The organism is Spongiibacter thalassae, assembly GCF_012272835.1.
In the GTDB taxonomy this organism is placed as follows: Bacteria; Pseudomonadota; Gammaproteobacteria; order Pseudomonadales; family Spongiibacteraceae; genus Spongiibacter; species Spongiibacter thalassae.
Genome location: NZ_JAAWWK010000001.1, coordinates 447,981 through 462,215, shown reverse-complemented (window position 1 = coordinate 462,215; position 14,235 = coordinate 447,981). Strand labels below are relative to the sequence as shown.

The 14,235-nt window shown below is 57.4% G+C and carries 10 protein-coding genes; 3 read left to right on the top strand and 7 right to left on the bottom strand.

Annotated elements, in window-relative coordinates; genetic code table 11:
• Positions 1-162 precede the first annotated feature (162 nt).
• Positions 163-1,686 carry a class I adenylate-forming enzyme family protein gene (locus HCU74_RS01890; RefSeq protein ID WP_168448696.1) on the bottom strand — a complete coding sequence of 508 codons (1,524 nt, stop codon included), beginning with the start codon at positions 1,684-1,686 and terminating at the stop codon, positions 163-165.
• A gap of 371 nt (positions 1,687-2,057) precedes the next feature.
• Here HCU74_RS01890 and HCU74_RS01885 point away from each other — a divergent pair, with 371 nt between their 5' ends.
• The 3 genes from HCU74_RS01885 to chrA all read left to right on the top strand — a co-directional run bounded on the left by HCU74_RS01885 (position 2,058) and on the right by chrA (position 6,319).
• Positions 2,058-3,572: an acetyl-CoA acetyltransferase gene (locus tag HCU74_RS01885; RefSeq protein ID WP_168448695.1), complete on the top strand. Its 1,515-nt coding sequence runs from the start codon at positions 2,058-2,060 to the stop codon at positions 3,570-3,572.
• A 21-nt stretch (positions 3,573-3,593) separates the two neighbouring features.
• Positions 3,594-4,820, top strand: a complete 1,227-nt coding sequence (locus HCU74_RS01880) for an acyl-CoA dehydrogenase family protein (RefSeq protein WP_168448694.1) — start codon at positions 3,594-3,596, stop codon at positions 4,818-4,820.
• Positions 4,821-4,942: 122 nt separating this feature from the next.
• A complete protein-coding gene (gene chrA, locus HCU74_RS01875; protein WP_168448693.1) occupies positions 4,943-6,319 on the top strand; it encodes a chromate efflux transporter in 1,377 nt (458 codons plus the stop codon).
• 44 nt (positions 6,320-6,363) lie between these two features.
• On the opposite strand, the gene HCU74_RS01870 is transcribed toward chrA, so the two are convergent.
• The 6 genes from HCU74_RS01870 to HCU74_RS01845 form a co-directional block, all read right to left on the bottom strand.
• Positions 6,364-7,464, bottom strand: coding sequence for an alkaline phosphatase D family protein (locus HCU74_RS01870; protein ID WP_168448692.1), 1,101 nt, complete (start codon positions 7,462-7,464; stop codon positions 6,364-6,366).
• Between the two features lie 233 nt (positions 7,465-7,697).
• Positions 7,698-9,170 carry an aldehyde dehydrogenase family protein gene (locus HCU74_RS01865; RefSeq protein ID WP_168448691.1) on the bottom strand — a complete coding sequence of 491 codons (1,473 nt, stop codon included), beginning with the start codon at positions 9,168-9,170 and terminating at the stop codon, positions 7,698-7,700.
• Positions 9,167-10,288, bottom strand: a complete 1,122-nt coding sequence (locus HCU74_RS01860) for an acyl-CoA dehydrogenase family protein (RefSeq protein ID WP_168448690.1) — start codon at positions 10,286-10,288, stop codon at positions 9,167-9,169. Before HCU74_RS01860 ends, HCU74_RS01865 begins: the two co-directional genes overlap by 4 nt.
• 51 nt (positions 10,289-10,339) lie before the next feature.
• Positions 10,340-11,947, bottom strand: a complete 1,608-nt coding sequence (locus tag HCU74_RS01855; RefSeq protein WP_168448689.1) for a GMC family oxidoreductase — start codon at positions 11,945-11,947, stop codon at positions 10,340-10,342.
• Positions 11,948-12,012: 65 nt separating this feature from the next.
• Positions 12,013-13,257 (bottom strand): SRPBCC family protein, encoded by a 1,245-nt coding sequence (locus tag HCU74_RS01850; protein WP_168448688.1) that lies wholly within the window; start codon positions 13,255-13,257, stop codon positions 12,013-12,015.
• A gap of 323 nt (positions 13,258-13,580) precedes the next feature.
• Positions 13,581-14,189 carry a glutathione S-transferase family protein gene (locus HCU74_RS01845; protein WP_168448687.1) on the bottom strand — a complete coding sequence of 203 codons (609 nt, stop codon included), beginning with the start codon at positions 14,187-14,189 and terminating at the stop codon, positions 13,581-13,583.
• Between the last annotated feature and the right edge of the window lie 46 nt (positions 14,190-14,235).

Here is a 14,235-nt window from a genome sequence, read left to right as displayed (position 1 = left end):
GGTTTTCGGTGAACGCCAGCCAGTTCAAGTCATCGACCCAACGGGCTGCCCCCTCGTGTGATTTCGATGACCGTTACAGTAGCAGTTTCGGCGAGGAATCGCTTATCCCTCGCCGCCAATTATTGATCATGGCGATGACTGCACAGGCGGCCACAGGAACCGCTATCGCACCTTGGGCAGGGTCTTATCAGCATCGCGGTAGGTTTCGCGCAACTGCATTTTGGCGATTTTCCCGGTGGCTAATCGCGGCAGAGGCTGGTTTTCAACCACAATGTAACGGGGGACTTTAAAGCCGCTTAATTCGGCATTGCAGTGGGCCACAATCGCCTCTGGCGTCACCCCTTCAGCGCTGTACACAATTGCCATTGGTGTTTCGCCGAACTTGGCGTCGGCGGCGGCAATAACTGCCACCTCGATCACACCGGGCACTTCAGCCACCACCCGCTCGACCTCCGCAGCGGATATATTCAAGCCTCCGGAAATAATGATGTCCTTGAGACGGTCGATAAATGTCAGCAGCCCCTGTTCATCAATTTCGCCGAGGTCACCGGTGCGCAGCCAGCCGTCGACCAGGGTTTTTGCTGTCGCTTCCTCGTCCTGCCAGTAGCGATCCATCATGCCGGCACTTTTAATTACGATTTCGCCAGGGGTGTTGGCCGGCAGAAAGTCTCCGTCCGGACCGATGACCGCCAGCTTGGTGAACGGCGCGCCACGACCGCATTTTTCCGGGCTGTTAATTGCGCCGTCATCGGTATTGATAGTGGCCTGCCCACCGGCTTCGGTCTGGCCGTAGAGCTGTCGCAGTATCACGCCCTTATTCAGCCAGCTGTCCAGTAGTTTACGCGACACCTGCGCGCCACCGACCAGACAGTAACCCAGACTCGACAAATCGGCGTCGGCGAAATCCGGCAAGTCCATAATCCGCTCAAAGAAGATGGGAGCACCCATCATCACCGAAATTTTTTCCCGCTGAATTTTGTCCAGTGCCACCTGGGCATCGAAGATCCCTTCGATGTACACCGTGCCGCCGTAGTTAAGGTATTGGGTCATGACGACATAACCCGCAGAGGTACACAGGGGGCCGAACAAAAACACTTTGGCATTGTGGATCGCGCCGGGCCGGGCAATGGCAGTATCAGCAGCGTAGTCCACCAGCCCACCGTGGGTATAGACCACCCCTTTCGGACGCCCCGTGGAGCCACTGGTGGGAATAATCACTGCGTCACTGCGTCGAGTAATCTTCGGTCGCGGTTGCTCCATGCGCGGCGTTTGGTGACGCAGTTCAGTTACTTCTTCCAGGCTGCGCAGGCGGCAACCGGGAATTTTCCCGGCGACTGCAGCGGCCAATGGCTGGCGCTCATCGTCGTGGAAAATCACCGCCGACTGATAGCGGTCGGCGACGATAAAACTGGCCTCACTCACGGTAAAACGCGGGTTCACCGGCGCGACAATACCGCCCGCCAGCATTACGCCCTGGGCGGCAATCACCCACTTCATTGAGTTGGTCGCAATAATCGTCACCCGATCCCCCGCCTGGAGACCATCAGCAAGCAGGCTGTCGGCCACGCATTCGGCCCAATCGTTGAGCTCCCGATAAGTGAGACGGTCATCCCCTTCGACAATGGCGGCCTGATCGGCGCGCTCCACTGCCCACCATTTAAAGGTATCCACTAACGTGCCCGGCATTCTGCGACTCCCCTGCTAACTCCCATCGCCATGATGGGTCGTGGTGATATCACCGACAGATCGATGCTGAACAGCGCCGACCCGTGGTGTCTCATTAAATCTTATGATGATAGATTTAATCCCAAGCAGCCTCGCTGGTCAAGGTGAATCGACGATGAATCGCCCAAGGGGAGCAGAGAAGGCCGCCACCCCTTTTAAATCTATCAACAATAGATTAATCTACGCCATGCGCCGATTGACCCACCAGCCCGACAGGCAAAAATTGGCGGCAATAGACAACGGCTTACACGGACGGCACCGTACACTGGACAACGAAAATTCGTTGCAGGCAGTGCCTGAATGATAATTAAAGCCCGATTTGGAGAATTAGCATGGTAAGTCCGGAAAATATTCCCGTAATTGTCGGTGTCGGCGAGTTTATCGACCGACCCTCTGCCCCGGAAAACGCTCTGGAGCCGGTTGCGCTGATGGCCGAAGCCATTCAGCAGGCCAACAAGGACGCCGGCGGCGACATGCTGAACCGCTGCGCCTCTATCGAAGTGGTCGGGCTGATGAGCTGGCGCTACCAAAACCCGGTTGGTCTGCTATGCGACAAGCTCGGCGTGTCCCCTCCCCGCCAGATCAACGCCAGCTTTGGTGGCGAAACCCCTATACGCCTGATCCACGAAGCCGCCCTGCGCGTTGTCGAGGGCGACCAGGGCAGCTCGATTATTGTCGGTGGCGAGGCGATGAACTCGCTGAACAAGGCCATGAAAAGTGGAACCAACCTGAACTGGACACCGCTGGCCAGCAAGGAGGACACCGTGAAGGTAAGCGGCGACCGCATTGAGCGCAGCGCCATAGCCAAATCATTAGGGGTCAACGACCCCGCGGCGATGTACCCCCTGTACGAAATGGCCCTGCAAGCCGCCGAGGGTAAAACCCCCGCTCAAGGCACCGAGGAATCCGCCAGACTGTGGGCACAATATGCCGAGGTGGCCGCCAACAATCCCTACGCATGGATCAAGTCGGCCCCCAGTGCCGAGGAAATCGCCACCGTCAGCCCTGGCAACCGCATGATTAATTGGCCCTATCCCAAATATATGGTGGCCAATCCGGCGGTGAATCAATCTGCCGCCATCATCGTCACCAGCCTGGCCAGCGCCCGGGCAGCCGGTGTCGCCGAGAACAATATCGTCTATCTCTGGGGGGGTGGCAATGCCGCCGAGCCCGACAACTTCCTGTTCCGCGACCAATACGTTACCAGCCCGGCAATGAACGCCACCCTCGACCGCGCGGTGGAAATCGTCGGCGGCGACGCCAAACGTTTCAGCAAAGTCGAGCTCTACAGTTGCTTCCCCGTTGTACCCAAAATGGCCCTGCGCCAACTTCAGCTCGACCCCCGCGAGCACTGTCCAACGGTGGCCGGTGGCCTGACCTTCTTTGGCGGCCCACTCAATAACTATATGGCCCACGCCACCTGCGCCATGGTGAGAGCGCTGCGCGCCGCCCCCGGAGAACTGGGCCTGCTATACAGCAATGGCGGCTTTATCAGCAAGCACCACACCATGGTAATAAGCACCCAAGCCCCGGAAAACGGCATTGCCCCCGGCTTCTCGGTACAGGACGAGGCCGACCGTCGCCGCCACACGGTGCCGCCATTAAATGAATCCCTCAGCGGCCCGGTCACCGTAGAAACCTTTACCGTAATGTATGAGCGCGACGGCAGCCCCAAGCAGGGGGTTATCGTCGCCCGCAACAGCAAGGGCGAACGCGGCATGGCCTGCGTTCCCGCGACCGATACCAGTACCCTGGCCATGCTCACCAGCACCGAAAAATCGGTCATTGGCATGCAAGGTACTATCACCCCGGACGCCGATGGCACGCCGGTGTGGCGACCCAACTAAACGGCAATAGCGAGGCAAAGCATGAATATAGAGTGGTCACCGGAAGAAAAGGCCTTCCAACAGGAGGTCAGAACCTTTCTGGCAGAAAAACTGACCGACGACCTGCGTCAGGCCGGACAACTGATGACCAGTGTCTACGCTGACCACGATGCGAGCATGGCCTGGCAGCAAATTCTGTTGGAGCAGGGCTGGCTCGCGCCGTCGTGGCCGGTGGAGTACGGTGGCTGCGACTGGACCGCTGCCCAGCATTATATTTTTGCCAAGGAGAAAGCCGCCGCCGGTGCCCCTCCCACCTCGCCAATGGGTATTCAGATGTGCGCCCCGGCCCTGATCGCCTTTGGTACCGAAGAACAAAAATCCTACTTTCTACCGCGTATGCTGAGTGGTGAGCACTTCTGGTGCCAGGGCTACTCCGAACCAGGCTCGGGTTCCGACCTGGCATCACTGCAAATGCAGGCGGTTGACGATGGCGACCACCTGGTGTGTAACGGCGCCAAAATCTGGCAGACCCATGCGGATGAGGCCAACTGGATTTTTTGTCTGGTCAGAACCAGCAAACTCGATAAGCCACAAAAGGGTATTACCTTTCTGCTTATCGACATGGCCACCCCCGGCGTTGAGGTACAGCCTATTGTCGGCCTCACCGGTGAGCACATTCAAAACCAGGTGTTTTTCAACGATGTGCGAGTGCCCAAGGCCAATGTGATCGGCAATATTGACGAGGGCTGGACAGTTGCCAAATACCTGCTCGAATTTGAACGTGGCGGCGCTGCCTATGCCCCACTCATGCAGGTGCGCCTGGAAGAAATCCGGCGCGCGGCTGCGGAGGTCCCCGGAGACTGCTGTGACCGGCTGATTGACGACCCGCTGTTTGCCAGCCAACTGGCCGACACCGATATAAAGGTCAGCGCCCTGGAAATGTACGAGCTGCAAACCCTCGCCGAATTAAGCAAGGGCCACTCGCCGGGGGTCAATGCCTCGGTGATGAAAATCCTCGGCACGGAACTGCAACAGCGGGTGACTGAACTGGGTATGCTGCTGGCCAACCACTATGGTCTAGCCTTCCAACCTCAGGCCGGCCGGCCCGGTGGTGCCGTGAGCTACCCCTACAACCGCGAGAGCTATGTTGGATCGGCGCTGTCGGCGGTCTCGCCACTGCGCTACTTTAATGAACGGGCAGGGTCGATCTACGCCGGTTCCAATGAAATTCAACGCAATATTCTGGCGAAATCCGCCCTCGGCCTATAGTGTTCACGCCGCCCTCCCTACCGAAATAAGGGCGGCGCTTCCCCCTCCCCTGACACCGCAGATTTCGCTACACTGCGGCAGGGGTACTCCCCTCTACCTACGCACCAACCCAGGACAACCCCGTGCCGCAACCCTCCGCAGACACTCCCAACTCCTTCGGACACCACATCAGTTTTGCCGAAGCGCTGAGGGTCTGGTTTAAAATCGCCCTGCTCAGTTTCGGCGGTCCCGCCGGGCAAATCGCTGTGATGCACCGTATTCTGGTCGACGAAAAACAGTGGATCAGCGAGAGCCGCTTCCTCCATGCACTGAACTACTGCATGGTGCTGCCCGGCCCGGAGGCCCAGCAACTGGCCACCTATATCGGCTGGCTACTACACGGTGTCAGGGGAGGATTAGTCGCCGGAGGTTTGTTCATACTACCCGGCTTTCTCAGTATTTTAGTGCTCAGCCTGCTCTATGCAGGCTATCAGGACGCCACCCTGGTACAGGGTCTGTTCTTTGGCATCAAGGCGGCAGTGCTCGCCATTGTGATACAGGCGGTAATTCGCATTGGCCAACGCGCCCTGAAAAACCATTATATGTATGCCCTGGCCGCCACCGCCTTTTGCGCGCTGTACTTATTCTCCGTCCCCTTTCCCGCCATTATCATGCTGGCGGCCTGCGCAGGATTGATCGGCTCGCGCCTGGCGCCCCAGGCCTTCGCTCACCATGACGCCCACGCCCCGGCGAAGCACCACGCGATTGACACGATGATGCAGGGCGAACCGCGCCACACCCAGGCCTCCTGGTTGCGCGCCGGAAAAGTGCTGTCTGTCTGGCTGTCCCTATGGCTGGTGCCACTGATTGCCATGCTCGCCACCCTCGGCGGCGACCATGTCTTCACCACCATCGGTTTGTTTTTCAGCAAACTGGCAGTGGTGACCTTCGGCGGCGCCTACTCCGTGCTCGCGTATATGGCCCAGGAAGCGGTACAACATTACGGCTGGCTGGCCCCCGGCGAAATGCTCGACGGACTCGGCATGGCCGAAACCACCCCCGGTCCATTGATTCAGGTCGTTCAGTTTGTCGGCTTTATGGGCGCCTTTCGCCAACCCGGCAGTCTGGACCCCTTCACAGCGGGGGTACTCGCCTCAATCCTTACCACCTGGGTGACCTTTATTCCCTGTTTTCTGTGGATATTCCTCGGCGCTCCCTATGTGGAATCACTGCGCGGCAACCGGGCGATAAGCGCCGCCCTATCCGCCGTCACCGCCGCGGTGGTTGGTGTGATGCTCAACCTGGCGATTTGGTTTGCGATTCACGTGGCCTTTAATGAAGTGACCACACTTGAGCACTTCGGTATGAACCTGCTCGCCCCGAACTGGCGCAGCATAGACCTGGCGAGCACCGCCCTTACCCTGGCGGCCTTTGTCGCCATCCTCCGTTACAAGATTGGCGTGCTGCCCGTCATTCTCAGCAGCGCCCTGCTGGGCATGCTGATAACCCCCTTCCTTTAACCTAGGTAACCTAGGGGACAGACCCCGGGGTCTGTCCCCAGGATTTATTTGTCGAGGTTGAGCGGCCCCAGTTCGCTCACCTTGAGCCTCACTTCCTCCATGATTTCACCCTGCACATTGCGTACTTGCAACTGTAGCAGGGCCTCTTCTCCCTCACGGGTAATCTGGATTGTGCCGAAATTATCGACAACGATATTGCGCGGTGTGGTGCGCAGGGAATTGGTTTCATTGGCCAATGCCGTCAGATCACTCAGGGCCGAGTTCAGGCCACTGGCGGTGATTTCATACAGGGGATAGGACAGCGCTCCGTCAAGTCTGGAGATTTCCGCCATATGCCGGTCGCCGCTGATCAACAACACGCCATTGGCCTCGGTGCTATTCAGCAGGCTGAACAGGCGCTGGCGTTCATGGGGAAAATTGTTCCACTTTTCAAAACAGTGTTCGGTGGGTAATACCTGAATGCTACTGGCGATAATGCGCAGGTCAGCGGGCTTTTGCAGCTCCAGCTCCAGCCACTGCCACTGTATATCTCCGAGTACTGTCGCGCCGGGGTCGGACGTGGGCACCCGGCGATTTTTCGGGCAGCTGCTGGTCGGCCCAGTGCTCAATGGGCTGCGATAGCTGCGGGTATCGAGCATGATAAATTGCACGGTTAAACCGCCGATATCGCGAAAATCCGCGTAGAACACCCCGCGTTTTTCCTGGTCGCCGATGCGGTCAAGCTCCAGACCGAAAAAGTCGGCAAAGTATTCCCGGGATTCTTGCTGGTAGGGAAACTCCGCCCCGCCATCGTTCACGCCGTAGTCGTGGTCATCCCAGGTAGCGAAAATGTCGATTTTCTTCTGCATACCAAAGCGCTTGAAGGCCTTGTCGCGGGAGAGTTCTTTATAAGCTTGGCCGATACGTCCGGGAAGCTCTGTCGAAGTGTAGGCACCCACATCGGTGTACACATTGTCGCCGAGAAATACAAAGGCCTGGGGTTCCAGTGCGGTGACCGACGCCCACACGGGTTGTGGCTGCCACTGTTTCAGGCATGATCCAAAGGCTATCGTGCCGGTTTTCAGGGTATGTTTGAGGGAGTAGGCTGATGCCGACAGCGGTAGCACCACTAAGGCAGCAATGACGACAAGGCTTCGAATAGACACAGGCATGACGGCTCCGAATACGAGTATTAGGGAATTATTGGGGACACCAGACAGCTATCGACGTCGTAATACGATACCCGCTTGGTAATAAGGCCAGCATAAATCGTGCCCATGACAGATTTGCGTATCACAGATTTATGAAAGCCCTGCACCCATTCCCCGTCGTCGACCAATGCGCCACAGGCACTGTCCACTCGGGACAGGCGGCGAAGGGCCGCCCGTTCAGCGCGGTGTTATTTTGGTTTTTTGAGCTGCATCTTCAGCATATTTTCCATGGTGCTGCCATAAGGCGGATCCATCATTGCACCCAGTTTTTTATACCAGCCCTGACGGAACACCGACTTGGCGTGGGAAAAGCGATCAAAGCCCGCTCGGCCGCCCCAATAACTGCCCATGCCACTGTGACCCACACCGCCAAAGGGCAGCTGTGACATCATCAACTGCATCATCACTTCGTTGATTGCCACACCCCCGGCAGAGGTCTGATCCAGCACCTGTTGTTGCTTGTCAGACTCGTTACCGAAGTAATACAGGGCCAGCGGCTTTTCCCCTCGATTGATATGATCAATCGCTCCCTGAAGACCATCGCAGGTGAACACTACCAGTATCGGCCCGAAGATTTCCTCCGTGGCCAAACGACTGTCAGCGGGAGGGTTCACCACGATCAACGGGTTAACCTGGCGTTTGGCCGATTCGCCGCCCACATCAATCTCGATGCAGCGACAGCCGGAATCCAGGGCCTCCTGACGCAGGCTAAGCATACGCTGGTAATGGGCGTCGGTGGCGATGGCCGCGTAGTCGCGCCCGCCGAGTGACAGGGGATACATCTCCCGGGTCGCAGCCTCTGCCGCCGCTAAAAAATCTTCGAGACGGGCCGCTTCGATCAACACATAGTCCGGGGTAATACAGCCCTGCCCGGTATTGATCAGCCGCCCACTCATTGTACGCTGCGCCGCGTAGTCGATGTCGCAATCACTATCGACAATCACCGGCGATTTGCCGCCTAGTTCCAAGGTCACGGGAGTCAGGTTCTTCGCCGCGGCGGCCATGATATGCCTGGCAGTGCCACTACTGCCGGTGTACATCAAATGGTCGAAGGGCAGCGCCGCAAATTGCTGGCTGACCTCCAGCTCGCCAGTGACGATAGCGAGTTCACTGCTGTCGAAATATTGGGGGATTTGCTGCTCCAGCATGGCTGCCACATGGGGCGAGAATTCCGATATTTTCACCATGCAGCGATTACCTGCGGAAAAGGCATCCATCGCCGCGACCATCGCCATCGCCACAGGTCCGTTCCAGGGCACCATCACCCCCACGACACCCAAGGGTTGATAACGCACAAAGGCTTTCGCCCCCATCAGGTTGAAGGGAAAGTCTGCCGCTCGGGGTGCATCCTTCATCCACCCGGCCAGATGTTTGCGGATGTGCTTGGCGTGATTCAATACCGGTAGCAGCTCCATCGCCTTAACGAAGGAGGCGGGCTTGTGCTGCCAGTCGGCAATCGTTGCCTCTACGATGGCCTCCTGTTGCTCAACAACAAAATCGACACAGCGGGCGATACGCGCCAGTCGCCAGTTGCGATCCGGCATAGGCAAGGCCTGATGCGCAGCCCGTTGCGTATGAAAAATATCGGTAATTGACTGAGCAACCGCAGTGTCCATGTCCAGCTCTCCGGTAGTGACGTTCTGCTGAATAGTGCTTATCACGCGCTGCGCCGAATGTCGGCGTGACGTAACAGGTGATAGTCGCGACTGCCGTACTGGGTTTCAATGGCGGTGGCGCGCTTGAAATAGTGGCTGACCGCAAGTTCATCGGTCATGCCCATGCCGCCGTGAAGCTGCACCGCATTCTGACCGACAAACTGACAGGCTTCATTGATTGTCGCCTTCGCGGCAGATGCTGCCAGTGCCCGCTCGGCGACCTCCTCACCCTGGCGCAACACCGCTGACAGCGTCGCCGAGCGCGCCATCTCCAGCTGCATATACATATCTACCATTCGATGTTGCAGGGCCTGGAAGTTGGCAATCGGCTGGCCAAATTGACGGCGTTGCCTGGTGTATTCAACGGTATCTTCGTGCATGCGGGCCATTACCCCCAGGGACTCCGCCGCCAGCATTGCCGAAGCCAGATCCTGAACTTCCGCCAACAACGTCTCTGCTTCACTACCAGTGGCAAGCAAGGCGTCGCTATTCACGGTGGCAGCAACGATGGCAAGGTCCCCGGCACGACCACCGTCGATACAGGGGTAGGCATTGATGGTTAAACCGGCTTGGCTTGCATCGACCAGGAACAGTGCCAGCTCGTCATTGAGTATGGCGCTGACAATAAAACGGCTCGCCCAGGGCGCACCGCGCACGACGATTTTACTCGCATCAATCAGAAAGCCTTCGGTCACGGACTGTGCCCGCCCCTGCACCTTGTGCAGATCAAACCGGCTGGCGGCTTCGTTCAATGCGGGAACAATAATTTCGCTACCATCCACCACTCCGGCCAACAGCGCCCTGGCGGCTGAATTGCCGCTGCGCTGGAGAATACGCACGCCAAGCAGCGAAGACTCCAGATAGGGTTCGACCACCAGGCTACGCCCCAGCTCTTCCATTACCACCATGCAACTGACCGCATCACCGCCGATACCGCCATCGTCCTCTGCGACCGCCAGACCGAGAATACCAAGCCGGTCAGCAAAATCCTGCCACACCTTGGAATTGCGCCCCTCCGTCGTCGCGATCCATTGCCGACGCTGCTCGAAACTGTAGTGATCGCGCAGATAGGCCCGCAGACTGGTGCGCAGTAATTCCTGTTCTTCTGTGTAATCGAAGTTCATTGATCTCTCGCATAGAGTTCCGGGCAGTGAAAGCCACTGCCGGTATGGGGTTCAGTCGCCGCGTCGAATAATATCTGCGGCGCGCCACGCCATCGCCATTGTCGGGCCGTTAGTATTTCCCGAGGGAATTTGCGGCATAATCGATGTGTCCATTATTCGCAGGCCGGTCACACCGCGCACTCGCAACTCAGGGTCTACCACCGACGCCGCGTCATTGCCCATGCGACAGCTACCCACAGCGTGATAGCCACAGGTGCCGTACTCATCGTAGGCCGCGATAATATCGTCGTCGCTGGCGCACTGATTACCCGGGTAAGTTTCCGCCTCAATAAACTGCTTCAGCGCTGGCTGCCGGGCATATTCCCTGGCGAGATGAACGGTTTTCACCATCAGCTCACGATCACTCTCAGTGCTGCGATAGTTCGGCCGCAGAATCGGCGGATCGCGGGGGTCGCGGCTGCGGATATGAATGCTGCCCTCTGAGGTTGGCCGCAGGGGGTAAGCAATAATGCTCATGCCGGGGAAGGTTTCGAGTTTTTCCCGGCCACTGGGTAAATCAAAGCTGAAAGGCGCTACCAGAAACTGGACATCGGGTCGCGGCACATCGTCCGAGGATTTAAACCAGGCTCCAACCTCGTAGGCACCGGATGACATGGGGCCGGATTTGTTCAGAAAATACTGGAGCACATTTTTTAACAAACGCAGTCCAACGTATTCGCGGTTTTCCGACAGTGGCGCATTGAGCTTCCACTGCACGATCAATCCGCGGTGGTCGATCAGCTTATTGCCCACATCGGGGCTGTCTACCTTGAGCGGAATACCGGCGGCGTCCAGCACCGCTTTCGGCCCAATGCCTGAGCGCTGCAAAATACCTGGCGAGGCCATCGCCCCGGCGGCAATAATAATCTCCCGGCGGGCATTGAACTCCACCGCTGCACCACATTTTTCGTCAATGGCCACAACCCGGCAGGCACGATCACCCTCGAACTCCACCCGGTCTACCAGAATATGGGTAAACACCTTCAGGTTGGCGCGGTCTTTATAAGGGTGAACAAAGGCAACCGCCGCACTTTGGCGACGGCCCTGATAAATCGTTCGTGAAGCATAGCCAATACAGGGCGCATCGGTGGGCGCATTAACGTCTTCCAGCCGTGGCACGCCCATGCTCACGCCGGCCTCTATCATTGCCTCTGTGAGCGGTGTGCGGCGGTCCGCCAGCGTAACCTTTAATGGTCCGCTGTCGCCACGACTGTCGTCGGCTCCCAGCTCGTGACTTTCAAGGGCTTTATAGGCGGCGGCAATATGCGGCCAGGCCCAGTCATCGCTGCTCTGCGCGGCAATCTCATTGAAGTCACTTGGTTGGCCACGTACATACATCAGTCCGTTCAGAGAACTGGAGCCGCCGAGTACTCGGCCCCTGGCCCAGTTCTCGTCGGTTTGAAAGCCATTGCTCTCCTCTGGCTCAGCAACATACGACCAGGTGTGCTTGGGGTCGGTCATCAATTTACCGATGCCCTTGGGCATATGTACCAGCGGGTTGCCATCGGGGCCGCCGGCTTCAAGCAGGGCTACCGACACCGAGGGGTCCTCTGACAGGCGGTGGGCCAGTACACACCCCGCCGCACCGGCGCCGACAATAATGTAATCGAACTCATGCATGGTCGTTGTCTCGCATCCGCGCAATGGCGGGACTGTTGTTATTGTTGGACGGCGCAACCGACGTCTCAGCTTTCCGGCTTATCCAGGAACGATTCAATCGACTCGTGGAAGGGCGTTATCATTTCTTCCAGACCGCCGAAGTACAATGTCTCCACACCACTATTTCCGTTACCAAGCGCCGCCGTTTGCAACTCTGCCGCACGGAAATCCTCGCCGCCAAATACCTCGTGAATCAACTCAAAGGAGCGGGCAAACAGCTCTTTTGCTTTGTCGCTGTCCGGCTCGGACTTGGTCAGCATAAAGTAGTCCACAACCGTGCGGTTCGCACCCCGGGGCATCAATATCATTATGCTCATATAGTAGGGGCTGGTAATCACCACAGTGTTCGGGAAACACAGATAAGCGTGGGTAATATATTTGTGCAAATTATCAATATTGCCTTTGAGCAGGTCAGGACTGAAGTTGGCCTTGCCCGAGGTCTGCCGCTGGTGGTGCCCAAGGAAGCCGTAGACACTGGGCACATCGAGGAACATATCGGCGATGGAGTCTGCGTGTAAACGCTGAATGTGATACGCCTCCAGGAAGGGCTCCATCACAAATTTCCAGTTCGCTTTCAAGTCGTAAGTGCGGCGGCCATACATATGCATGGTGTGCAAACCAAAGGCTTCAAGGTCGGCGTGCAATTGATCGCTACCTTCCAGCAGACCCGGTTTTTCCTTGGGGTCCATACCCACCCAGATCATGCCGCCGGCTTCGTAACATTCCAATGTCACCAGCCCAAGTTCGCACTTCTTCGCTGAGGGAAAGGTTTCGGGGCGGGGAATGCCGATCAAGCGCCCGTCAGTGGCGTAGGTCCATGCGTGATAAGGGCAGGAAAGGCGCGCACTCGCAACCGGCTCGTTGCCCTCAACAATCTTTGACCCGCGGTGACGGCAGGCGTTAACAAAGGCCCGCACCACGCCGTTTTTATCGCGAGTGAGTAGCATGGGTATACCGTAGCCATCCTGTGCCAGGGACTCACCGGGTTTCAAATAACAGGAGGGTGCCGCGACCAGGGGCACTTTTTTAAACAGCTGTTCGATCTCCGCCTTATAGCGCTCTTCGCTGAAATAAATCGACGCTGGACGCTGGCCTTCCGCGGTGGGGCTTATCGCCTCATCGGCGGGACGCAGGGCACAAATTGCCTCCCACTGGCTCTCGGTCAAACCCAAAGGCGCTGTAGCGTTATCGTTAGCATTCTGCTGCATGCTGTATTCCTCGTAATGTGGCTCACTGCCAATGCTCACGCACTGGCCATCGTCGGCCCGCACGACCGGACTCCTATGACATGACACAAAGGCTAACCAGCGCATTATCTAATGTCAATAGTTTTATTGTCCCAAGCACACTTTCACCGGAAGAATTTTCGGGGTTCAGCGTCAACATAATTTTCAAAAATCCGGCGCACGGCAATTCCCTCGCGCGAACAGGCCGACGACAAAAATTGCGGTAACAAATAAGACAAAAAGAAGAAAACGAAGGGTGACACCGCGCCGGTAAAGCGCTGTTATAGCAGCGCTCCGCACGGTGTATTCAATAATCGCTCAGCGACGTCAGACAGAAGCAGTGGAGCAATAATTGCCGCTAAACGCGGTTATTTTTTCTCGAGCGCCCGCTGCAATGCCGCGCGCTCTTTCAGGCGCGATAAATACGCTTTTACCCCTTCGGGGTAGTGCTCCGACACCCCAAAAGTCTCGCCGAGAATCAAAGCGTAACCCACCGAAATATCCGCCAGACTGAACTCCCCACACAGGTAGTCGCGGCCCGCCAACTGCTGTTCGAGTCGCGGCAGCCGGCCGAGCACCATTTCCTGATAGTCCTTGGCCACTGCCGGTTGGCGCAGCTCCTTGGGCATAAAATACTGATAGCGCAACACTACCGACTGCGGCATTGCCAACGAAGCTTCGCCAAAATGCAGAAATTCAAGAAAATTTCCGAACTCGGCGCTGGCCGGCTCTACCGACAACTCGCCTTCGCCATAGCGACTGTCGAGATACTGCAGAATGGCACCGGACTCACTCATCCTGGTATCGCCATCAACCATAAACGGCAGAGTGCCAGCGGGATTGATTTGCAAAAATTCCGGCGCTTTCAAGCGCGGCGGAAATGGCAGGGAATGCAGCTGATATGCCACACCCAATTCTTCCAATGCCCACAGGCATCGCAGGGAACGTGTACCGGCGCTGTGATAGAGATCGATCATAATATTTCCTTTGTTATTGCCGTTGGCTATTGGCGTAAGTGGCGAA